Source organism: Staphylococcus sp. LCT-H4 (assembly GCF_001866145.1).
Classification (GTDB): Bacteria; Bacillota; Bacilli; order Staphylococcales; family Staphylococcaceae; genus Staphylococcus; species Staphylococcus succinus.
In genome coordinates this window covers 1-23,799 of sequence record NZ_MODY01000006.1, presented here as the reverse complement: position 1 = coordinate 23,799, position 23,799 = coordinate 1, and the positions used below count along the sequence as shown (strand labels likewise).

The 23,799-nt window shown below is 29.9% G+C and carries 26 protein-coding genes; 9 read left to right on the top strand and 17 right to left on the bottom strand.

Annotation, left to right across the window (positions count from 1 at the left end; all coding sequences use genetic code 11):
• Positions 1-10 precede the first annotated feature (10 nt).
• From BK821_RS12165 to BK821_RS12110, 12 genes are all read right to left on the bottom strand, one after another.
• Positions 11-1,141: a CHAP domain-containing protein gene (locus tag BK821_RS12165; protein WP_256201635.1), complete on the bottom strand. Its 1,131-nt coding sequence runs from the start codon at positions 1,139-1,141 to the stop codon at positions 11-13.
• Positions 1,142-1,143: 2 nt separating this feature from the next.
• Positions 1,144-3,138 carry a VirB4 family type IV secretion system protein gene (locus BK821_RS12160; RefSeq protein WP_083390174.1) on the bottom strand — a complete coding sequence of 665 codons (1,995 nt, stop codon included), beginning with the start codon at positions 3,136-3,138 and terminating at the stop codon, positions 1,144-1,146.
• 10 nt (positions 3,139-3,148) lie between these two features.
• On the bottom strand, positions 3,149-3,997 hold the full coding sequence (locus BK821_RS12155; RefSeq protein WP_071331736.1) for a hypothetical protein: 849 nt from the start codon (positions 3,995-3,997) through the stop codon (positions 3,149-3,151).
• On the bottom strand, positions 3,942-4,316 hold the full coding sequence (locus tag BK821_RS12150; RefSeq protein WP_071331735.1) for a DUF5592 family protein: 375 nt from the start codon (positions 4,314-4,316) through the stop codon (positions 3,942-3,944). Before BK821_RS12150 ends, BK821_RS12155 begins: the two co-directional genes overlap by 56 nt.
• A gap of 11 nt (positions 4,317-4,327) precedes the next feature.
• A complete protein-coding gene (locus tag BK821_RS12145) occupies positions 4,328-6,772 on the bottom strand; it encodes a pLS20_p028 family conjugation system transmembrane protein (protein ID WP_071331734.1) in 2,445 nt (814 codons plus the stop codon).
• Between the two features lie 6 nt (positions 6,773-6,778).
• The gene (locus tag BK821_RS12140; protein ID WP_071331733.1) at positions 6,779-7,231 is read right to left on the bottom strand and encodes a hypothetical protein; all 453 of its coding nucleotides are present in this window, start codon (positions 7,229-7,231) and stop codon (positions 6,779-6,781) included.
• Complete coding sequence (locus tag BK821_RS12135; RefSeq protein WP_071331732.1) at positions 7,228-10,053, bottom strand: VirD4-like conjugal transfer protein, CD1115 family; 2,826 nt, start codon at positions 10,051-10,053, stop codon at positions 7,228-7,230. The genes BK821_RS12140 and BK821_RS12135 overlap by 4 nt, the downstream gene beginning before the upstream one ends.
• A gap of 16 nt (positions 10,054-10,069) precedes the next feature.
• Positions 10,070-10,519: a single-stranded DNA-binding protein gene (locus tag BK821_RS12130; RefSeq protein WP_071331731.1), complete on the bottom strand. Its 450-nt coding sequence runs from the start codon at positions 10,517-10,519 to the stop codon at positions 10,070-10,072.
• Between the two features lie 12 nt (positions 10,520-10,531).
• Complete coding sequence (locus BK821_RS12125) at positions 10,532-11,671, bottom strand: hypothetical protein (protein ID WP_071331730.1); 1,140 nt, start codon at positions 11,669-11,671, stop codon at positions 10,532-10,534.
• Between the two features lie 60 nt (positions 11,672-11,731).
• Entirely contained in the window at positions 11,732-12,028 is a 297-nt protein-coding gene (locus tag BK821_RS12120) for a hypothetical protein (RefSeq protein ID WP_071331729.1), read from the bottom strand.
• A gap of 11 nt (positions 12,029-12,039) precedes the next feature.
• Positions 12,040-12,255 (bottom strand): hypothetical protein, encoded by a 216-nt coding sequence (locus BK821_RS12115; protein WP_071331728.1) that lies wholly within the window; start codon positions 12,253-12,255, stop codon positions 12,040-12,042.
• A 169-nt stretch (positions 12,256-12,424) separates the two neighbouring features.
• Complete coding sequence (locus tag BK821_RS12110) at positions 12,425-12,709, bottom strand: hypothetical protein (RefSeq protein ID WP_071331727.1); 285 nt, start codon at positions 12,707-12,709, stop codon at positions 12,425-12,427.
• Positions 12,710-13,144: 435 nt separating this feature from the next.
• Here BK821_RS12110 and BK821_RS12105 point away from each other — a divergent pair, with 435 nt between their 5' ends.
• The gene (locus tag BK821_RS12105) at positions 13,145-13,453 is read left to right on the top strand and encodes a hypothetical protein (protein WP_071331726.1); all 309 of its coding nucleotides are present in this window, start codon (positions 13,145-13,147) and stop codon (positions 13,451-13,453) included.
• Between the two features lie 251 nt (positions 13,454-13,704).
• Here BK821_RS12105 and BK821_RS12100 read toward each other — a convergent pair whose 3' ends face one another.
• On the bottom strand, positions 13,705-14,661 hold the full coding sequence (locus tag BK821_RS12100) for a replication initiator protein A (RefSeq protein WP_071331725.1): 957 nt from the start codon (positions 14,659-14,661) through the stop codon (positions 13,705-13,707).
• Positions 14,662-14,960: 299 nt separating this feature from the next.
• A complete protein-coding gene (locus BK821_RS12095) occupies positions 14,961-15,185 on the bottom strand; it encodes a hypothetical protein (protein WP_071331724.1) in 225 nt (74 codons plus the stop codon).
• A gap of 156 nt (positions 15,186-15,341) precedes the next feature.
• On the opposite strand from BK821_RS12095, the gene BK821_RS12090 reads away from it, so the two are divergent.
• The 5 genes from BK821_RS12090 to BK821_RS12070 all read left to right on the top strand — a co-directional run bounded on the left by BK821_RS12090 (position 15,342) and on the right by BK821_RS12070 (position 18,141).
• A complete protein-coding gene (locus BK821_RS12090) occupies positions 15,342-16,241 on the top strand; it encodes a ParA family protein (protein WP_071331723.1) in 900 nt (299 codons plus the stop codon).
• Positions 16,234-16,536 (top strand): hypothetical protein, encoded by a 303-nt coding sequence (locus BK821_RS12085; RefSeq protein WP_071331722.1) that lies wholly within the window; start codon positions 16,234-16,236, stop codon positions 16,534-16,536. Before BK821_RS12090 ends, BK821_RS12085 begins: the two co-directional genes overlap by 8 nt.
• Before the next feature lie 168 nt (positions 16,537-16,704).
• On the top strand, positions 16,705-16,887 hold the full coding sequence (locus BK821_RS12080; protein ID WP_071331721.1) for a hypothetical protein: 183 nt from the start codon (positions 16,705-16,707) through the stop codon (positions 16,885-16,887).
• 72 nt (positions 16,888-16,959) lie between these two features.
• Positions 16,960-17,217, top strand: a complete 258-nt coding sequence (locus tag BK821_RS12075) for a hypothetical protein (RefSeq protein ID WP_071331720.1) — start codon at positions 16,960-16,962, stop codon at positions 17,215-17,217.
• Between the two features lie 87 nt (positions 17,218-17,304).
• Positions 17,305-18,141: a hypothetical protein gene (locus BK821_RS12070; RefSeq protein WP_071331719.1), complete on the top strand. Its 837-nt coding sequence runs from the start codon at positions 17,305-17,307 to the stop codon at positions 18,139-18,141.
• A gap of 231 nt (positions 18,142-18,372) precedes the next feature.
• Here BK821_RS12070 and BK821_RS12065 read toward each other — a convergent pair whose 3' ends face one another.
• The 3 genes from BK821_RS12065 to BK821_RS12055 are packed head-to-tail and all read right to left on the bottom strand — an operon-like array spanning position 18,373 to position 21,188.
• Positions 18,373-19,188, bottom strand: coding sequence for an AAA family ATPase (locus tag BK821_RS12065; protein WP_002510813.1), 816 nt, complete (start codon positions 19,186-19,188; stop codon positions 18,373-18,375).
• Positions 19,181-20,623 carry a Mu transposase C-terminal domain-containing protein gene (locus tag BK821_RS12060; RefSeq protein ID WP_071331718.1) on the bottom strand — a complete coding sequence of 481 codons (1,443 nt, stop codon included), beginning with the start codon at positions 20,621-20,623 and terminating at the stop codon, positions 19,181-19,183. The genes BK821_RS12065 and BK821_RS12060 overlap by 8 nt, the downstream gene beginning before the upstream one ends.
• Complete coding sequence (locus tag BK821_RS12055; RefSeq protein ID WP_000690638.1) at positions 20,595-21,188, bottom strand: recombinase family protein; 594 nt, start codon at positions 21,186-21,188, stop codon at positions 20,595-20,597. Before BK821_RS12055 ends, BK821_RS12060 begins: the two co-directional genes overlap by 29 nt.
• Before the next feature lie 384 nt (positions 21,189-21,572).
• Between BK821_RS12055 and BK821_RS12050 the strand changes: the two genes are divergently transcribed.
• The 3 genes from BK821_RS12050 (at position 21,573) to BK821_RS12040 (ending at position 23,746) form a co-directional block, all read left to right on the top strand.
• Positions 21,573-22,448 carry an NmrA family NAD(P)-binding protein gene (locus BK821_RS12050; protein WP_071331717.1) on the top strand — a complete coding sequence of 292 codons (876 nt, stop codon included), beginning with the start codon at positions 21,573-21,575 and terminating at the stop codon, positions 22,446-22,448.
• A 154-nt stretch (positions 22,449-22,602) separates the two neighbouring features.
• Positions 22,603-22,971, top strand: coding sequence for a winged helix-turn-helix transcriptional regulator (locus tag BK821_RS12045; protein ID WP_071331716.1), 369 nt, complete (start codon positions 22,603-22,605; stop codon positions 22,969-22,971).
• Positions 22,972-23,119: 148 nt separating this feature from the next.
• Entirely contained in the window at positions 23,120-23,746 is a 627-nt protein-coding gene (locus tag BK821_RS12040) for a recombinase family protein (protein WP_071331715.1), read from the top strand.
• Positions 23,747-23,799 lie beyond the last annotated feature (53 nt).

Here is a 23,799-nt window from a genome sequence, read left to right as displayed (position 1 = left end):
ACCTCTTATATTAATATATAAATGTTAAATCCTTTTTCGGTTTGAACGTTCTTTCTCCATAAGCAAATGGTTTTATATTATGTTCACTAACTCTAATCTCACCGTTCTTTTTAACTTCTTCTACAAAAGCTATATGACCATATACTGTACTTCCAAAATCTTCGGATTTGTAAGGCCATGAAACCATTGCGCCAACCTTGGGCTCTTTACCTGTTTTATATCCTTGTTGTTTAGCTCGTTCTGGCCAATCACCACCATTACCAAATAACAATGTTACTGGTAGTCCTAACTCTTTTCTTCGGTTATATACATACCAAGTACATTCTTTATAATTATAAGTGTTAGGCTCAAACGTTTTATGTTTTGTTTTAGGTAGTTTCCCTCCATTTTTCTTAATAACTTTTTCAAGTTTTTTAATAGATTTACCTGCTGGAACATCACTATCACAAGATACAGTTTCTTTTCCTTTATCAGCACTTTTACCATCGCTTTTTGAAATGTCGCTAGTAAACTTTTTAACATTGGGAACCCAATTACTATTTAAATCGGTTGGGTCATTTGCTGCTCCCACTGGCGCATATTTTTTACCAATTTTCTCTGGTGTCGTTAAACCCTTAGAGAAGTATAATTCATTTAAATTTTTAGCTGCTGCATCTAAACCTTTATCAATTGAATCAAAATGAAATAAATCACCTGACCCCATCATACCTGCTACATTGTTATGAGTTTTGACTGCTTCTGCTTTACCATATCCAGTTTCATTAGCAACAATAGCCATGAATATTGCGGGATCAATATCTTCTTTTTTAGCAATTTTTATCATATCTTCTGCTTTGCCCTCTAATGGTGTTCCGTCTGCTGATTTCCATTTTTCTTTAGCCTTTTCAGTATCAATGTTTCCTACATTAACGGAACAGCCACCAGAATCACCACCTGCTAGTTCTTTTTGTTTATCTTCTTCAATTTTGATTGCTGTTACTATAGTTCCAAATATAACAACAATTAAAAGGATAACTGCAATTATTCCAATCACCCATGCCCAAACTTGCCAAAGTGCAATGTTGGCTTTTGCAGCAGCATATTTCACTGCCATTTTAGTAGCTTTTTTAGAGGCTCCTTTTACCATATTACGTTTAGGCAATATTAAGCACCTCCTCCAAAGAGTTCATCTTCTTCTTCTGTTGTTTCAATTCTAAATTTCACGTTTCTTAATCCTGCTATGTTAAGAATTGCTTCACCTGTACCTAATTGTGGTATAACTCCTAATTCAGAATCACTTAATTCTTGTGAGAAAACATTTCCTAATTTTTCTACGTTTGAAGTATCTTGTCTCATAATAAATCTATATGTTGTTTGTGAGAATAATGTTTTTACTTTAGCAATATTTTCTTGTTGAGAATCTTCTGGAATAAAGTCTTTAATATCTTGTGAAGCAAAGATAAACCCTGCAAAATACTTTCTATCTTCACGTATAAATTTCTCACACTTCTCAACTACCGGTGCATCTGTTTCGTTAGCTGAAATTAAATTATGTGCTTCATCAAATATCAATCTATATCTTACTGCATCATCTAATTCTAATTCTTTTCTGTTATAAGCTTGGAATTGTGGTGATCCAAAATAAACCATTTCATCGAACAATAAATTCATCACATTAAACAACTGCGCCTTTTTAACTTCGTCGCCCATTGAATTTAATTGTCTAATAGAAAAGTTTATGATTTGATGTTCTTTAAAATTCTCTATTGTAGTATGTCCATCAAACATACGGCCATTAGAAGCTATAATATCTAAAAGCGTTAATTCTATTGCTTGATATTGTGAAACTCTATCTTGTGTTACATTTTCATTGGTTTCAGTGAATTTATCATCTTTATATAGAATCTCTCTTAAATATTGAAGTAATTCAGAAAACGTTGGATATTCCTCTGATTTCAAATTAGTAATGTTAGTTTGTTCTTCTGGATTAGCACTCCACAAACCTTTATCTCTATAAAAATCGTGAATCATTATTCTAAATAATTGTTTGTCTTTTTCAGCTGCATCTGGATTCATTAATCCATAGAATGTACTAAGTTTTTGTTTATGTTGGTTAAACGATGTTACTTCATCAACTTCTTGTATATTTTGTCCTAAATCGTCTGTCTTTTCTTTAACAGCTACTGCATTTACTTCTAGTGGATTAATCATTCCGTCTGTTCCATCAAGCGATATTGTTTTTCCCCCTAGTACATTAACTAAATGTACAAATTCTCCTGTTGAATCAATCGTTCTAACACGATTGCCCTGAATAGATTCTTCAAGTAAAATCTTCTTGAGTGTATGTGATTTACCTGCACCTTTTGTACCAACCAATACACCGTCATATGAAGTACGTCTATTATCTTTATGGAATAAATCGAGTATTATATTACCTCCTGTATCGGAAACGCCAAAATAAACGCCTCTAGGGTCATTTAAGGACACTGAATGGAAAGGAACACCAGTTGCAATTGTTTGTGCAGGAATGTCCTTTTTAATTCTAGGTAATAATGCATCTTGTTGAGTTAAACTCATTGTTAGTGCTTGGCTTTCAAATTTTTGTTCGTTGAGGTATACAGTACCTTTAAAATCCATAGAATTTAAGAAAATCATTATTTCATTAATCTTTTCATCTACTTCATCACGTGTACGGCCACTTACATACATTCTTAATACAACTTCTTTAATAGATTCTCCACCATTACGAATATTCCTTAAAAGACTGTCTAATTCGTAATAGGCTTCTTGTGCTTCACTTCTTGCAACAATATCTCTATCATTATTCATTCTGTCTAAGTATTCTGTCATACCTGTTTTTAAGTCATTTTTAATTTCTTCTCTTGTTTTAGTTTTCATATCCATTGTTACAATTGTATTATCCATTGTCATTAACTGCCCTAACCAAAAATCTTCTACATCAGTTGGCGTTTCATAAATTGTAATACATGCTTCATAACCAGTACCTTTTTTGACGTAAAAATCATTTTTGTAGTTAACGCCACCTCTAGGTTGAATCTTTGCCAATAAATCTAAATTATAATCAGATATTGACATATCACCACTATTTATATTTTTTTTCATTTGATTATTTTCTTTCATTTTAGAATATAAACTCATGTAATCCCTCCTATTTAATTTCTTCGCATTGGTTATTTAATTTATATAGTATTTTGATTTCTTGTTCTTCACTCATCATTTTTATTGGAAATCCACCAGACATTGCATTTTTATATGTTTGTAAATTTATACGTAATTCTTGGGGCGTCGTTCCAAATACCATTGCTAAAAATGAACGTTCCATGCGTGATGATTGTTCAAGATATTCAAATTTCTCTATTCTTTTTTCTAAAAAATACTTATGAATATCATTATCTATATTGTCGTGTTTCTTTATTAAATTAGTACGTTGTTGTTCTGTATCAATAGGCATATTTAAAGCTAATATTTTATTATCTTTGTTATATGCTTTTAACATATTCAATAGAACGCCCATATCATACAACTGTTCATTAGAATTACGGCTCATAATATCTTTAGGGTGTACTTGGAAAAATTTCATGTACGTACCGTCTCTTAGAACAAATAAACCTCCTGACGATTCATCAGTTCGATCTATAATATTTGTTATATCTAAAAATGTTTTCTTAGGTTTATGTGATTTAAATAAATTCAATGGTTTATTTTTTCGTTTTATTCTCGTTCTATTCTTTAATTTGAATTTTTTCTTTTCTATATTAGGTGAGGCGAACAATGTACTACTCTTTTTATGCTCTTCCTTTTCACTATGTTCATCACTGCTATGCTTACTAAATAAGGGTTCTGTCTTTTCTCTTATCATTGACTCTTTTGGATTATTTGATTGCTTACCAAACAAAGAAGAAGTGCTATCCTCTTTAAATAGCACTTCTTGATTATCATTATTAATTTTGTTTTTCGAGGAAATCTTTGTAGCTTGATTGCTTTCGAATAACGGCATTATCTTTGCCCTCCTTAGTCTTGCTAATAATACTGTACGGTATTTCTTCGTAGGTATTTCTATCTTTAGTCATAGTTAACATAAACACTCTAAAACTACGTCTTGTTGGATTAGTTCCAAAAGGTCTTATTAATAACACTGCTGCTATAAATATTTCTAATAAATATAAATATACTGTTAGCTGCGGGGGTACTATATTTAATGCTTGAAGAAAATACCCTATAACGAATACTGCGAAAATAACAACAACATCTTTCATGTACAACCATCTAGTTAACTTAGCCTCTACACTGGTGCTTTCTGGTATTCTATTTGCCATTATTTACACTCCTAACGTTTGGGATTCACTTTTTTTGCATTGTTTTTATTAACTGGTCTATTGGGCGTTGATTTAGCACTTCTACTTGAACCACTATTCGGTGCTTTTACTGAATTTACTTGTTTAGGCTGATTTACAGCCTTACCACTGTGTGAGGGTCTACTCACATTTGATTGATTGTTTGCTGAATTTCTCGGTTGTGAAGAACCTGTATTACTTCTATTTATAGGTGCTTTTTGTGATGGCGTTCTATTTTGAGTATTACTTCTATTAGCATTCATTGGACTTTTTGGCCTATGATACTGTGAACTCCCATTATTTTTTGAACTTGCTACAGGTTTTTGGCTTTCATTTTGTTGAGCAAGTCCGTTTGATTGTTTAGGTGTATTTTGAGGTTCACGATTTGTAGTGTTAGCTGATGTAGGTACATTTCTTTGTTCACCATTACCAGTTGAACCACCGTTCACCGATTCTGCTGATGTAGGTGCATTTCTTTGTTGACCACTGCCAAATGAACCACTGTTCACCGATTCTGCTGATGTAGGTGCATTTCTTTGTTCACCACTACCAGTTGAACCACCATTAACCGATTCTGCTGATATAGGTGCATTTCTTTGTTGGCTACTTCCAATTGAACCACCATTCACTGATTCTGCCGATGTAGGTGTATTAGTTGTATTGTTACTTGATGAAGAGCCGCCATTATTAATTTGTTTTTCAACATTTTGAAGATTTTCTTCTGACATTAGACTTGAAGAACCACTTGCTGGTTTATTAGCCCATAACGCACTGTGACCCTCTCCAACACCTCTAAAGTCATTTGAACCTTGACCAGAACCTTTCATTTCTTGGTCTAACGTTTGATGCGTATTGCCAGATGTTGAATTAGATGATTCTCTATTATTAACATCTTGTGATTCAGTGTTTTGTTTTTCTTGTGCTTCTTGATCAGTTCTACTGTTTGTTTCATTTCCAACATTACTAGTTGCTGTTTGTTGTTCGTTCAAATTACGTTCACCATTCGATTTTGTATTACTCTCTTGATTGTTTTTAGAATTGCTAGATTGTTGATTTAGTGCTTCTGAACGACTATTTGTTTCATTATTTGATTTATCGTTTGAGCTACTATTTGTTTTATTAGAATCTGAATGAGTTTGTTTGATTTTACTGCTAGCTTTAGAAACTCCTGAACCTGCAACCCCTGCGCCTGCTTTAGCTGCACCGTACATTGCAAGTGCTGAACGCCATGGCGATGAAAGTCCTGCATCATAACCAAATTTACGCTCTATAACTTTTGGCCCATCAATCATGAAGAATGTTGCTGCAATTAAACCAATAAACCATATACCTAATGGCTTATCATTTAAAAATCCAACTACTTCTTTAAAGATAAATAAACATACGAATATAAGCACAATACTTATAAATCCATTTATAATATCTACTATTGTTGATTTCAGTTTTTCACCTTGCAAGGCATAAGAAAAACCAACTGCAATAAATTTTGTTACTACCAATTCTAAAATGATACTTGCAACTCTTAAAGCTGCTAGAAAATGTCCTAATGCTAAACAAATAAGACCAACAATAGCTGTAAACCATTTTACTTGGAATCTATAGTATTGTTCTTGACCAATACCAAACATACCATTACTTAATTTTGTCAGTTTAGGTTTACCATTTTCATCAACTGATACTTTTTTGCCTAAAACCTTTTTTGCATTTTTGTTTTTAACATCGCCTGCATCAATACCCTCGTTAACATCAATATACTTTGTTGTTTTCGCTGTTAACTTATTATATTCACTGTTATTTCTAGTCGTTTTTAATTTAGGAAATTCCTTTTCTGCTACATATTTAATATCTACTATATTCTTTTTAAGTAATGAAGAACCTGCTTTAGTACCATCATCACTTTGTGTACTACTATCGGGGTCAAAATTTTCTACTGCTTTACTAGATTCTTTTGCAAGTTCTGAACCTGTTTGCATGGTTGAATTTAAACTGCCCAAGAAAATAATAGCAACAATTATTGAAGTGAATATATTTGCTTTATTTACTTGTCTGCCAGTCATTAATTTATAACCAATATACATAAGTGATAATGCTAATACTGAAATTAATACTGGTTTAGCTTCAATTAATAATTTCGTTATACTATCTTGGCTTAATAAACCAAATAGTGTTAATACATTTATTGCTAAATTTGAAACTAAATCAGTTATCCAAACAAGAAAATTTACAAAAGCCCAACCAATACTTCTAAACATACTAGTTACTATGTTCGTTATTTCTAAGTTTCCACCATAATTGTTAAAAACATCTAATATATCTTTATCTGAAAGGTTTGAAGAACTAGCTACATGGTTATTAATCTGTTCTGTATTTGCAGGATCTAAGCCGGGATTACCCAAATTACTCATATCGCCCAAAACAGGATTAAAATTATAACTCATTATTTATCACTCCTTTTGAGCATATTTAAATAGCTCGTCCAATTCTTCAACAGCACTATCCGTATCTTTCCAGTCAACTGTATCAAACGATATCATTTTCATTTTGGAAGGTTTTTTTCCTTTTTCAGAATAAAATATCATTGATGTCTCACCTTTATAAGTATCGTAATCCTTATCATCGTGAACATTATATTCTGCATAATAAACTGTAGTTTCATGTTTTTCTGCTGATTTTCTCAACATTTTTTTTAAATACTTAACATATTCGTCTCTACCATTATCAGGTGTTGCATCAATTACTGATACAAACTCATTTTTAGGGTGGTTCATTTTATCTTTGACTTCTTTCAAAGAAATTTTCTCTATTTTGGGTTCTTCCTTTTTACCACAACTTGATAAAATGACTGATGTTAATATTGCAACACTCACAATTAATACTAAAAACTTTAATTTCTTCATTTAGCTTTCGCCTCCTCAATGAGTTGCTCTACATAATTGATACTTTTATTTTTCTGTTCTTCTGTAATATCATTATTTCTTACTCTTAATTTAAGATATTGTTTTAATTTATATAGTGTTAATCTATCAACACTATTTCCATCTTCTTCGTATATCCTAATTGTTTTAGTAAATCTTCTTGTTAACCTATCAAATTCTTCTGCTGACAATTGAGCTTTAAGTGTTAACACTTTCTTTTGTCTTGTAACTGGTTTCTTATTACTATCTTCTTTATAACTTTCAGGATTATTAGTGTTTACATGTTCACTAATACCTTTATTCATTGAGTTAGTAAAATCATCAATAGCGTTATTGTCATTATCTTCAATACCTGCTTGCATATTCTCAATTATTTTATCCCAATCAACTAAAGTTGTTTCTAACTGTAAATGTCTATGTTCACAACGTTCTTTTAGTAGTGGTCTAAAGTGAAGAATACTTCTACTTGTATCCATCAAATCAGCTAAATACTGATAACGATATTTCATTGCATATTTTCCACTATTAAAAATTGGATATGACATTATTTTTCTACGTTTGTTGTCTTGTCTTTTCAAATTTCTAACAACAACTGTTTCCCCCTCTTGCAAGTGGGCTAGTTCATCTGCTCTTAATAGTGGTCTTTCTTCTTGGTTTTCAGTAATACTTGATTTTAAAGAATCTGTTTCACCTGAACGGCTACGTACTGTAATTTGTTGACTTCCAATTAAATCACTAAAATCTTTTAGCGTTTGTTCTTGTGTAGCCATAATAAATACTTTGTTTTGACAAGCGTCCATAATCGCATCGTAAGCATCGCCATAAACGTCTTTAATTTGGGAAAAGGCTTGAACGAAGAAATTAAATCTTAATCCACGTGATAGTGATACGTTGACCTTTTGAGCTAAATTGGGAATTTGTGGCATGTTCCCTGCTTCGTCTAAATGGAATATAACTCGTCTATGTGTTGATTGATTTTCTGTATATAATTGGGAATTCTTTGATAATTCAAAAACTATTTGATTAACTAAAATTGATGCGATACCATGATTGGCACTATTGTAATCTGGTACAACCATGAAAATTGCTATCGGCTTAGAAAAACTGTTGAATTTCCTAATTTTTACATTGCTTGAATAAATATCGCCTTTTGTTTCAAAAGTAACGTGTCCTTTTTTATCAATATTAGTAACGTAAAAATAGTATTTTACTTCATCGTCAAATTCATCACGTTCTATTATTTCGATACGGTCACCAATATCTAATATCGTTTTAAATGGATATTGCCAGTAACCATACTCGTTTACGCCTATATGAATTCCCTCTACTTCATCATATTCATTGCCAATATCTGTTTCTCTTTTAACTTGAACACCTAAATCAAAAGTACCATCGGGCGTTGAAAAACCATCAATAATACTTGGGAAACCTAATTTATTTAAGTCTAATGAAGAATGACTTGTTAATTTGGCTATAGTATCAGTTGTAAATGGTTGTAAGGCCTTTAATGCCGTTCCTATAATAGAAGAACGCATTTTGTCTGGTGCAGCTTCTACGGTTGCATATTGTGTTTTAGCAGGGCTATGTGATGGGAATTTTTCCATATATTCATCTAATGCTGATGATTCAATAAGTTTAACTTGATTACCTATTTGAAGTTGTTTGTAGAATTTTTTTACGCTCAATGTCTGTAGCATATTTGAAACACTATATAACGTTACTCTTTCTGGGTGTTCAGGAAGCGCTTCTTCACACAATGCTAAGATCATCGCATTAATCAGTGCAGCCGACATCAAGTTCCACTCATTATCCTCAACTCCCTCATTATTAGTAAGCGTATGTGTGATTTGTTTGGTCATTTCTTGTGCTTCACCTAAATCACCTTTTTGATATTCTCCTATAACAAGTTGTAATAAGTTAAAACTCATTGTCGATTCCATTGGTTGGTCTAAATTAAATACTTCGGTATGGTAATTTCTATTTTCTAATGTTTCATTTGATGCCGAATATAGTTCACCTTTCATATCATTAACAACCAACGATGGTTGGTGTGATGACCTTGAATAGTTTTCAATCATTGATAATACAAATACTTCACCTTTACCAGAACGTGAGGTACCAACAAATATATTATTTGTAGGTGATTCATCAATAAATGTGAATTCTCGTTTTAAAAGGAACGTACGGCTAAACTCTTTATTAATCTGTCCTAATTTTTCTTTCTTCAATTTATATCTTTCATCTTGTGTTAAATCAGGCGTCATATTGATTTCGTTTCTAGCAGTCTTTCTCTGTTCTAAATATTGTTTAGTTTTAGTTACAAAATCATATACACCAAACATCGCAACAGGTAGGCCACCCTCACCCTCAAATTGTTTTTCTCTTTGAGCAATTGCTTTATATTGTTGCTTTATTTCTTTATTAGTAGAAAAACGACCTGATGCTTTTTCTTGATTATCTAATGATTTGAATTTTTGTCGTATCTGATATACTTTTTTGCCCCAAAGTATAATTACCAACGCCAAAAATGGAATGTAGAATAATGCTAAATCAAATCTAATCTTAAAAAAATAAGTCGTCCATTCTGCATTGATATTCTTCATATTGTCGAATATATCGCCATCTGCAAAAAATAGATTATTCAACATATTTATGAAGAAGTTGGCTGCCAACATGATAAAAATAAAGCCCACCACTAATAGTGCTAACAATCCTATTGGGTGAGCTAGTATATGTTTATTTTGTGAAAAGGAAGCCTTTTTTCTATGATATCCATGATTATGTTGATTCTTAAATGGATTCATTTAACTACCTCCTAAATTAGAATGGCAAATCATCATCTTGAAACCCTTTTGCCTTTTGCTTTTCAAATGCTTGTGTTTTTTGAGTTTCATCTTGTTTATCATTGTTGTTTTCATAAACATCTTTTAAATTTTCTGTATCTGGATTTTCTGCACTTTCATCTTCTGTACTTTTCTTATGGTTTAAATAACTAATGTTATTTGCTACAATATTTTCATAAAATTTAACTTCACCATTTTTTTCCACTTTCTTTGTACTTATATAAGCATCGACAAAAATTAAATCACCCTTATTATTATATTTCACAAGGTTTGTAGCTTTCTTACCAAAAACTGTAATTCTAGGAAAGTCAGTGCTATACGCTGTTTCTACTGCTAACGAGAATGTACATCTTTTTTGGTCATCATCATATGTGATTAATTCTAAATTATTTGCTATACGGCCTATAAACTTAATTTCATTTAACATATATACACCTCTTTACTTATTAGCTTTTTTAAATTGTTCTAATTCATCTTTGGCATTATCTAATGCTTCTTTTTTGTCTTTTGATTCACTTTTCTTCTTCTTATTATTTTTTACTTTGTCATACTCTTTTTGTTTATCTTCTACATCATTTTCAAGTGCATGTTGTTTTTCTCTTTGTTTGTCGTCAATCATCTTAGTTACTTCTTCATCATCAGTGCTTGCTGCTAACTTCTTAGCTTTATCTAATTGATCTGATTCAATGTAGGCAATGGCTAATGATTTTTTTCTTTCAGGTGTTTTATCAATATCATCAACTAACTGTGTTGCATCTTCGAATTTTTCATTATGAATAGCTAAATCAAATTGACCATTTTTTGTTGAATGGTTACTTTCAAATTTTTCTAATGAATCAAAGTCTGATTTACTGTAAAGTTTATTTTCAACATATTTTTCACTTTTAATTTCAACTGCTTTATCAAAATTACCTTTATCTATTAGTAAATTTGCATAAATAGATTTATCATTTTTAGTCATTTCTTCTTTAGGTAATTTTTTGAAATTTTTAATTGCTTTATCTTCATGTCCTAACAATGCTTGTTGATATATATCTTCTTTATCAACATCATCTTCCTTTTTCTCTTTGTTAGGGTCTGTCGCGATAAATGCATAACAAATACCTATAACAAAGATCACTAACAGTAATGCACCAATTCCTTTTTTACCTTTAAGTTGAGAAACTATATTTCCTTTATTACTTTCTCTACTTTCCTTTTTAGAATTGTAAGTAGTATTTTTAGGTTTATTACTTTTTGATATATTATTTGATTCTGTTTGAGATTTGAATTTTTGAGCAACTACATCTAATTCTTTTAAATATTGGCGCTTAATAGCTTTCATATCTTCAGAATCAACTTTTACATTTTTTAGTATTTCTTTTGTATGGTCGTATATATTTCTATAACCATCATTCACTACATATGTTGCCTCGATTATGTCTGTATCTTCATCAGCATCATAAAGAATATAATCGAATGATTTAGGAATGTTTTGAAATTCGTTTGCTTCCATTTTTTCTGTATAACCCATCATTTCTTGAAATGAGAAATCACGTCTATTACCTATTTCAAAATTAGGTGTTTTAATTTTCAGCACGATGTCGGCTCCTTTCTAAAAGAAAAAGACTAATCAAAAAGATTAGTCTTTAAATAGTTATTACATGAAGAATGATTGTAATGATGGTATAACTGCTAATTTAAAATCATTTGTTAAAGGTGCAATTGTACTTACATTTATTACCTTTTGGAAAGCACGAGCGTATACTAATGCGCCACCTGCGATAGCTGCACCGACAAGTGACCAAAGAATTGTTTGCTTTGCCCATCTACGTCCAGTATCACCAAACATCATTGTTAAACCTGCAGCAAGTAATGTAAGTGCAAGTAAAGTGATAATTAATGGTTGTGCATCTTGTATAAAGTTAATTATGGCCTGATTGGCTTTATCAAACATATGAAGTCCTCCTAACTCATCGTATTATCTTGATTATTATTTAAAGCTGTATTATTATTTTGTTTTTCTGAAAGTTCTTGTAATGCTTTAGTAATAACATCTGTGTTATCACTTAAATAATCTTGGTATTGTTCATATAACCATGTATTGTGGTCAACACCATTGATTTTCATTATTTGTTGCACTTGTTTCTTAAGACGATTGATATCATTTTGTGTAGGTTTCATCAAACCACTTATCCTTTCTGCAATTATGATTTATAATAAAAAAAGGACTTTATATAAAAGTCCTTTAAAATAACAATTTTTACATGTTACTTTGATAATTACATATGCACACCATTGGTCAATTCATTCTTATACGTTGAAATGTGTAATTAACATCAAAGTTAATTTATCATGCAGAAATTGTTAATTGTTTAACACATTTGATTTGTTGATATCGTTTTTTCCGGTATCCTATCAAACCATGCTTATCACTTTTAATTGTTTTGGCTTGATACATGATTTGAGAAAGGTGTTCTAGGTTATGTCGTTCTACTTGATCACAACGTTTTTTATCAATACGTTGACCACGTATACCTTTGATACGGTATAATTTACCATCGAAAGTACGAACTTCATCAGCAAACAAAACGAAACCATAAAAATCTAGTTGGTCAAATTTCTCATAACTAATCATTAATAACGCCTCCTAAATTAAAATGTGACATGCAAAAATTTACTATATTGCGTAAGTACAATTGAATATCACGCCTAATATTCAGTTGGGGTTCAGCTTGCTAGCACTTTTCACTGCCTGACCCTTGTGGTTCTTTCGACTTCCCACTCGCGTTATCCAGTCTATAATATTTCAGTTGATTCATCGGAACTGCCCCTCTCAACAATATACACATTATAGATTTTGGTTAGGATAAATTTGTATAAGAATGAAATTCATAGGTTTTGGCTTACCTATTTAACCATAGTCGTATACCTAGCCCGCATTGAATTTCGTTAATGCGGAGGCACGCATATGTAATTATCAAAGATCGTTGAATGCACTCAAACGATTTCGTTTGAGTTAACTCAATTATACTATTGTTATCACGCTTTTGCAAGGAGGTTCACTAAAAAATTGGCAAAATCTGAACAGATTTTTAGAATCAAACCAAAATTCAAAAAATTAATAAAAATAAAAAGTGCTGAAATTGATATGAGCAATTCAGAATTAGTAAATCAAATCGTAAAAACTACTAAATCTAATGATTTAGCAATAAAAATATACAAAAATAAAAGTAAGTTAAATTACGATAACGTACAAGCTTCTTATATGATACAAGATACTAACAAGAAGAAAATTGAAAAAATTGCAATTAAGCATGATTTAAAAAAATCCCAAGTTCTTAATCTTTTTTTATCTCATTATTTTAATGAGCCACTTTAATTTAAAACTATGTAAACTTAAGCTAATGATATTCTACAGTAATGTTAAAATTACTATAGAATATCGTTTTAATGCCAAAGTGTATATTCTTCAAAAGTAGTTATTTACTTCCTATGTGTCTATATAAGTTTTTTACAATTTTCATATTACTATTAATCGAACTAATTTACCATACGTTTTTTAGTCAATATATTTATAATTTTAATGTATTAAACTTAAATTGGTTGACCATCATTAATAAACAGACAATATTACAGACTGAAAATATTGTTGTCTACAAAGTTTTTTCTTCTCATTTCAGCAGAATGTAGTTCCTCTAATTCTGTTAAAATGGTTTTCATTAAATAGCCCTGCATTGATTTTACACTTTCAACTTTCCCTTTAACTTCTCTATCGTGAATAGCTTTCTTAAATCTCTTTAAAGATATTAATAATTCATCTTCAATATGTTCTAGCATAAAATGTGATTCTTCATGAGTTGAATTAAATGCTTTTTTTGCTTTAAGAATAGTTTGTTTAATAATATCTAGGTCTGTATAACTATAGTTTAGTAAATAGTTTGTTAGTTGTTCAGGAAATTCTTCTAAGAGTATTTTCTTATCGTTATTATCACCAAATGAGTATGAGAAGTGATTTGAATGATTTGAATGAGAACTCATATTAGTATTACTCTCTATATCATTCATATCATTCATATCATTAGTTTCAGTATTGCTTAATTCAGTATTGCTTAATTCAGTTTCATTAGATTTTGATTTTCGAAATTCTTGTTTTTTGATTTTCAAAACTCTTGAATTTTGATTTTCACTATTCTGGAATTTTGATTTTCGAAATTCCTTGTCATCACTGTTCTCAACGGGTTTTTTTGGCTCTAATATATATATTTTATTTGGTTTATTTAAACCCATTCTTTCTTGTTCTAAAAGATTAAAGTTTTCCAATTCTTTTTTAATTTTAGTTGCTTTTTGAGTTCCACAATTTAAAAGCTCACATAAATCGTTGGTAGTAAATATTAAATAAACATTGCCATGTTCATCAACCCAATTATTCTTTTTAGATAGTTCAAAGCGATCCCTAAACATACAATATGCAATTTTTGAAGAATCGCTAAGTTTTTTAAAATAATCATCTTCAAATAAAAATTTATATAACTTGTAAAATCTTTCCTGCTCAAATTCTTGCATTGAAATTCTTTTGAAACCTGACATAATAAAAACCTCTTTCCGAATTTTAGTTTGGTAAGAGGTAATAAAACGCTTTTATTTAGCTTTACATTTATTTAATGATTTAGGTGCTTGCACTAAGTAGTAATTCATTATATAATACAAGTATAAATTTGATATTAAATAAACGTCGGCTAAAACGTTTTATTACCTAAGGGCAACTATTTCCAGTAGTTGCTCTTTTTTTATTTCCTATAAATTAATAATAACATGTTGTTGTTGATTGTAAAATTTAATTTTAAAACTTTTTAAATATCATCTAGTTAAACTACTCACATTCCAATTTAATCTTTCCCACTTGCAAATAGCATTGCTGTTAACATTATAAAAATCAAAGAAACCAATGTTCCTAGTAGAATAAAAATAGCTGATGTAACATTCCACATTACAAAGAGTGTTTTCTTAACCCCACCCCACCAATCCATTTTATCAATAATGTATATAATAAAACTTATAATGATCAAAAATGAGAGTGTAAATGAGATGAATTGAATTGTTTGTATATCCATGTGAACATCTCCCCTACTAATTAAAAATTATTATTATAATACAGTATATACTACATGTGTAAATTACACAAATGTAATGTACACATGTGTAATTTACATTTGTGTAATTTACACATAGCTGTTATAATATATATATACTCATTTAGGAGGGCTTTTATGACAGAGGTAATATCAATAAATAACTTTAAAGGTGGAGTTTCAAAAACTTCCTCAACTGCTGGAATTGCTTACGTTTTATCTGAACTAAAAAAAAGGAAAGTATTAGTTGTTGATTTAGACCCACAAGCAGATGTGACTGATTTACTATTAAAGTCTTTTGATGAAAATAATAATAATAATTTATTAAATGAAATTATGAACTCTAATGATATAGACAATATGTTAGAAGAAAAGGAAGATGAAATATTAGACCTTCTTCTAAGAAAGTCTAAGGATAAAAATGAAAATGATTTATATCATACATTAAAAGATAGAAAATCATTAGGTGAATCAATAATAGAGTTAAGTGACAATCTATCAATAGTACCTTCCGATTTTAATATGATAGGATATCCATATTTATTAGAAGATTTAAAACTCAATAGAGTAGACGGGGCAAAATATTTCGATAGTTTCTTAGAAGAAATAAAGGGAGATTATGATTTTATTTTAATTGACACGCCACCAACTTTATCAGATTTTGCTAATAGTGGGATTTACTCTTGTGATTATAGTTTAATCGTAGTACAAACACATGTAAGAAGTTTTAATGCTGTAGAAAAGTTAATAAGTCACTTATCAGTTTTTCAAGAGCTACATGGAAACGATTTTGATATTGTTGGAGTTTTACCGGTTATGTTTAAAAATCAAGGTAAGATAGATAATTTTATAATAAAACTACTGAAACATGTTTATGGAAATTACGTATTTGAAAATAAAGTCATGCAAAGAGAAAGAGTTAAGTATTGGGACGCGATAGGTATACAAAATGAAGATATGCACGATAGAAACGTACTTACTATGTATGAGAATATAGCAAATGAATTATTAGAGAAAATGAGGGATCGTAATGAATAATGAAAAAGATAGTTTATTTAATAGGAAAAGAAATAGCAATTATGAAAATACTATGATGGATAGTTCTGAAAGATATAGTGTATTACCAACCCATAGTTTGAGAGTGAAAGGTACTATTCATAGTAAAGCCGTAGCAATTAAAAAGATAGGAATATACGATAGCATAAGTGATGTTTTAGATGCTGCATTAGAAAAGCTCACAGAAGATTTTTCAAATGATAACAAGCAAGAAATCAGAAAGCAAGAAACTGAGGAGAATGAACAAAAGTTAAGAAGAGTGAAAAATAAAAAATAATGTGTAAGTTACACAAATGTAAATTACACAAATGTAAATTACATTTGTGTAAAAATAAGCCGTAGGTATTCTTGGTAGACCCTACGACTTAAGCAAAGCATTTATAAAAATACTCATAACTACACAATAATTTATAAATGCCTATAAATCAATAGGAGGCGTTTTAATATGTTAAAAAAATATACAAAATGGTTTTGCGAATTTATAAACGTTCCATACGAAACAAATGAAACGTTTAATTTATGGTTAATGGAAAGAAAAGAAAAGAAAGAGTATGGATTAGGTTTAATACATTATGTAGAAAACAATTCAGAACAAATAACAATATTCGACTATGATATTGCAATATAAAAGTAAATGTAAGTTACACAAATGTAATTAACACATGTGTAACTTACATTTGTGTAAAAGGAGTGTTTAATAATGCAAGAAAACTCATTTGAATTTGCTACAGCTAAACAATATAAACTTGCTATATCTGTTAAAGAAAGAATAATCTGTGACATAGAAAATATGAAAGATATAAATGAGTTTAATCAGTTAGCAAATACTAATTTTGATAAAGAAGAACTACTATATTTCTTTAAAGTAAAAAATGATTTCAAATATTTTATAAATCAGAATAACATTAGTACAAATAGTATTATTGTATCTGCAATGATGAAGTTAAAAAGAAATTAATATAATTATCTATTAGTTAGAAATATACAAAAAGCAATTTTATATGATGATAACGGTCATTATGTAAACAAAGAAGGGACTGTAAAAATGAAAAATAACTTTAGTCAACACATTAGAGTAAATAAATTAGATTTTAATAGTATATATAAAAATATAGAAGATATAAATTCTGAATTCAGAAAGCAAATATTTGAATCAATGGAAGTTTTAGCTGAAAGTATGCCTAGTTTAGTTGAACTAAAAGAAGCTTTAGAGAGCTTTACTGATAATGTAGCTAAAATAAATTCGATTTTTATTAGATATGATTATCCACCAATAGATTATATAGATATACATGAAGTCATGAATTATATTGAAATGAATTCAAATCAGCAACAGATAACTAAAGAAAATATTAATTTGATAATGACAAGGTATTTTGATGAAATTCATTTTAATCATTTAGAAAGCCAAGTAGCCACTTACAACTTACCCCAAGAAGAAATTACTATATTAAAAGAGATACTAGATGGTTATAAGCATGGATATTATTATCTTATAATCCCTGCATTATTAGCAAGATTAGAAGGGCTGATATTTAATTCTGTAAATTATAAAGGAAGAACTAGTTACTATCTCTTTAATATTGTAATTGAGGAAACAATAAATAAATATAAATCTAATCATGATTATTATGTTGATGATGATTATGACAAAATTAAGGAATATTATAAATATAAATTAAAAAGTAATTTTGAATTTGGTGATGGAAACATGAATGGAATTAATAGAAATTCTATCATGCATGGTTATGATAATAAGTATGGAACAAAGCAAAATGCAGTAATGTTATTGTTGCACTTCGAGTATCTTTATCATTGTTTAACAAAGTTAAGTGAAAATGAAAAAAAAGATATATGTAATAAAATGCAAAATAAAAAGTGAAAAAAATAAATTTAAACAATAGAAGAATTTATATAATAAAATAACAAATATCTTGAATGTATTTGTTATTTTATTTTTAGATATTGACTGATTAGGGTAAGCCCTAATCAGTCAATTATAGAAAGTTGTTATTTTAAGGTTTGGATTGTCACTTTACTTGATATATGAGAATGACTTCACCTAATAAATGAGAAAAGCAACGTACTATATTAAAATGCGTTGCTTTTTCTATTATCGAATACCTATAACTAAACTGTCTCTAGCTGTTTCTACGACTTCTGTACTTATTTTATCTAAACCATTTATATCCATAATTCTATCTATCTGCGCAAATAAACGATGAATCAGCCTAAAATTCCCTTTTGTAATTTTAATAATCGTTGTTATTGCCTCATAATCAGTAAAATCTTCGAGTTTTAAATCAAATCCTAAATCTTGCCACTTATATTCTAATATATGATGCGTTTCATCTTTGCTTAGATTATCAAATTCATGCGCAAAACCTATGCGCGAATATAATTGAGGATAACGAGATAATTTCTTCTCAATACCTGGCATACCAATAAATATCATTGCTAAATTATGTTCATCATAAATAGCTCTTAATTGCTCTAAATGTTGCACTTTAAGACGATCAATCTCATCTACTATAATTAAATCAATATATTTAAACATATCACTATAATGTTTACTATGTTCATGTCCATACTTATTTACAGCATGTAATTTTTGCCCCAAATCAATGCTTGCAGTAATACTATATAAATCATTTCTTAATTTAGTTTGTTTTTCTGCTGGTGCAGTATAAAATATTTTATCCACCGATAGTATATCATCGGTCGTCTTACTAGCTAAATCTTCCCAACCTCTATGGTTAACTTGTTTTTCAATAGTATCCCAATTTGTGTAATATCTAGACGATAAAGTTTTTCCGACACCAGGTTGACCATAACATATACCAATATACTGATATTTAATACAAGCATCACAAAATTCAGCAAAGCGTTTATACTCTTTCGTTTCAATGAAATTTTGATTTTTAGTCATTACGATACCTCTTTAATTTTTTGACGTTTTTAGTCGTTTCTTGAGGTGAATAACCATAATTCTTTTCTTCCTTTATTAAATCAGTGGTACTTGGGCTAACAATGTTTTGTTTTAAGTGTTTTCTTCTCTGACTACGTGCGTGTTGTATATCTTTTATATCAATTGAATAATCAGCTAAATCAGGAGATATAGCTGTACAAAGAAACTCATCTCTATAAAAAACGCGTATTTCAGCCATATCATTAGGATTGTAACGAATCAGTACATACTCACCTACATAAGCAGCTAGATTCGTATTACTGTATCTAAAGCCTTGAAAATGAATGCCATCTGAATGAATTTTCCTGGATTTAGGTATTTCTAATAATAATAAATCAAGTTGTTCTAAACTGCTTGGCATATTAGGGAAAAAATGATTACTGTTCCAACGATTGATAGGAGTACTCTGGATAGCACTGTGTTCTTTTTGATTATAATTTTCAATTAAAAAGTATCGTAATTTTTCTTCGAAATTTTGAAAATCAATTAAATCACTAAGTGTATCGTTATTATTTATATATCCAGGAAGTTGTTCTAAGAAAGTTTGATTAACTGTCTGAAAGAATCGTTCTATTTTTCCACGACCACGAGGAACACCAACTTTCGAAAACATCAAGTTAATTTTCAAATCAATAGCGACTTGTTCCATGTGATGCGAAGTAAAGTCACTTCCATGATCTGTGTAGAATTTTTCGGGTATACCACACACTGGCCAATTGGTATCATTTTTATTCCATATTGCTTGATGTAGTGTCAATGCTGTATTTTGAGCATTGGGAGCATCAAAACTTATAAAGTAGCCTGCAATTGCACGACTATAGTCATCCATAATAATGGTTAGCCATGGTCTATTGATATTACCTTTTTGATCTAATATATAAATATCTAGCAAAGTATGGTCGGCTTGCCATATTTCATTGGGTCTTGAGGATTCTCTTATTTGTATTAAATCGTACTTATTTTGATAGTATTTTTCACCTTGGTGAGAGAAATCAATAACAGACTTAGGCATTGCTTTAATAATACTATAAACTTGTTTATAACTTGGTTTATCAAAATTATTCTCTATACAATAATTAGCGATTTTCCTATGAATCGTAGCAATACTATTTCTTTTATTCATAAGCGCAAGGCGTTCAATTTCATCAATTATCTTTGGTTCTATTTTACGTGTTCCTTTATCAGCTCTTGTCGCATAGACTAGTCCTTTAAGTCCTTGTTCTTTATATGACTTATTCCACCTATAAAGGGTGCTTAACGCAATCCCTTTACTTTTAGAAATACTTGATAAAGATTGTTCGCCTAGGATAAAAGGTTTTATAATATTGTACTTTTGAGTAGCTTTTTTACGTTTGGCTTCAGAAAAATTAGTTAGATACTTCTCCTTGTTTTTCATCTTCCTTGTCCTCCAATTTATTGAGGTAACGATAAATTGTTGTACGTGAAACATGCCACTGTTCTGCAATTGTCTTAATTGGCGTGCCATTATCATAAAGTGTCTTAAGTAAGTTTAAATCTTTTTGATTTAATTTTTCTGGTCTGCCTCCATATCGGCCTCTAGCACGTGCTGCAATTCGGCCAGCTGAAGAACGCTCTAAAATTAAATTACGTTCAAATTCTGCAAATGCTGCGAATAAATGAAATAATAATTGTCCAGTTGAACTTGATTTATCCATTGTTATATTTTCTTCTAAACTATGGAAACTTACACCTCGTTCGTTAAGCTCATTAACTAATGTGATTAAATCCTCCATATTACGTCCCAATCTATCTAATCTCCAAACAACAATCGTATCTCCTGACCTCGCAAATTCAATTGCTTTATCTAAACCAGGTCTTTTACTTTTTGAACCACTCATATGGTCATTAAATATCTTTTCACAACCATATGTATTTAATCGATCCTCCTGTAAATTTAAATTTTGTAATCCAGTTGAAACTCTTGCATAACCTATTTTCAAAATACAAACCTCCTATATACACCTTTAGTGTACCATAACTTAATTACAAGGTCTTTTATGAACATAGATTTTTTGTTGGGTTTTTGAACACATAATCCTATGTAATTCTTACTTATTTAGACATAAAAGAAGAGTGTACAGAAAATGGTTGTTTTCTGCACACTCTTTTTCTAAACATATGTGTTAATGTTCCCCGATCAATTAAAACGAAGAATTATAAAAGGAATTTATAATTCTAACACTTGAAACGACACAATAGTACTTTATTTAGTACCATCACTATTTTTATTGCCTTCTTTTAAATATGAACTAACACTCATATAATTAATAATTAACAAATAGATTTTAACTAAAAAACAAAGTTATAAAGAAAGGAAGTTATATATGAATGAAAGAATATTGGTCATTGGTGCCTCGGGAAGAGTCGGTTCAAAAGTAGTTAAATATTTGGACGAAAATAATGAAGGAATCATAATTCGTCTTGCAACAAGCCGTCCAGAAACAGCTGAAACATGGAGTAACGAAGGTAGAGAGGCCGTTGTACTCGATCTTAATAATTCAGAAACGTTTCCAAAAGCTTTAGAAAATGTTAACCGTGTATTTTTATTAACAGGCTATACCTCTGATATGTTACATCAAAGTAAAAGATTAGTTGACGCCGCAGTTGATGCAGGAGTAGACCATATCGTTCATTTAGGTGTGTTTACTTCTCGTCGTGATATGATACCGCATTTTAATTGGCATGACCTTGTAGAAACTTATATAGAATCAAGTGGTATTAATTGGACACATATTCATCCAAATGTCATTGCTGATACTACTCTAATTATTGATCCTCCGATAACAGAAACAAAATCATTTACAGTCAATTGGGGTAACGCCTCACAGGGTTGGGTATTTGCAGAAGATATAGGTGCTGTAAGTGCTAAAGTTTTAAAAGAAGGTCCTGATAAACACGGGGGCGCTAATTATTGGTTAAGTACTGAAGTGCTTACAAGCTTAGAAGTTGCTGATATTTTATCTGAAGTATCTGGCCAAAATATAGAAGTCAATATGGGTAGTCCAGAAACTTTAGAAGCATATATTTCTCAAATTGAATCACCTTCAGTTCGGGCTTATATGGAAAGCGCTGTTATTACTATGAAATTAGGTTTAGAGAATAAAATATGGAATCAAAATATAATTCATGACGATGTAAAAACAGTCGTTGGACGCCCAGGTATTACTATGAAAGAATGGGCAAAAGATTATTTTAAATAGCAATTAACATTAACCAAAAACAACAAGGATTAACAGCTTTTATAACTGTTAATCCTTGTTGTTTTTTTAATTTGAGGCTAGTATATAATTGGATTGATAATTGAGATGTATTTAATAATACATAAAGTACGCTATTTTATATTGGAGGGGTTTTATGGTTAAAATTTGTAATTATGGTTTTGACAGAAGACTTATAGAAGAAGGACGAGATATCTATGGTATTGCCTATACTCAAAACATTCTCTCGGGTCGTTATAAAAACTTAATTATATGGTATTTAAAAGAAAAAGATAGACGCTATAATCAAATCAAGAAATTTTTGGAAAGTATTTCTCAAGGCTCATTAACTAAGCAACTTAGAGAATTAGAAGATGATAACATTATAAGTAGAACTGTTTATCCAGAAGTTCCTCCAAAAGTTATTTATGCTTTAACAGAAAAAGGAAAAGACTTAATCCCTATCATAGACATGATGGAAAATTACGGAAAGAAATATGGAGAGCAGTTAAACAATGATAGTTAAACACAATATGCGTTAATAACAAAACAACGTACCATATTAAAGTACGTTGTTTTTTTCTCATTTATTAAGTGAAATCATTCTCATATACCAAATAAAGTGACAGGTTTGGATTGTATGATTAGGGTGTAACAAAAGGAGTTGTGTATATTTGAAAATTGGTTATGCTCGTGTATCTACAAAAGAACAAAATTTAGAAAGACAAATAGAAACGTTAAAGAGGTACGGTGCTACAAAAATATTTGAAGAAAAACAATCTGGAAAAAATATAAAAGATAGAAAAGTTTTTCAAGAAGTCATGGATTTTGCAAGAGAAGAAGATACATTAATTGTAGATGCGTTAGATAGACTAGGACGGAATTATGATGAAGTAATAAAAACGGTAGATTTTCTTAGAGAAAAAAAGATTAAGTTAATTATAACAAGTTTACCAATGATGAATGAAATTGTCGGTAATGAGTTGTTTGATAAATTTTTAAAAAACTTAATTATTCAATTATTAGCAATGATTTCAGAACAAGAAAGAAATGATAGTAAACGTAGACAAGCAGAGGGAATATCTGTTGCAAAGTCTAAAGGCATATATAAAGGACGACCTAAACTATATAGTCCTAATGCTAAAGATCCTCACAAACAAGCTGTATATTTTAGAGTAGTAGGATTTATAGATAAGGGAATGGCAATCAGCAAAATAGCAAAAAAAGTAGGATTATCAAGACAAACTATATATAGGATAAAAAATGATTATCAAAGTGGTTTGTATAAGGAGTATGACTAAATAGGTTATTGTAGCAATTATTCGTTACACAAATGTAATTTACACATGTGTAA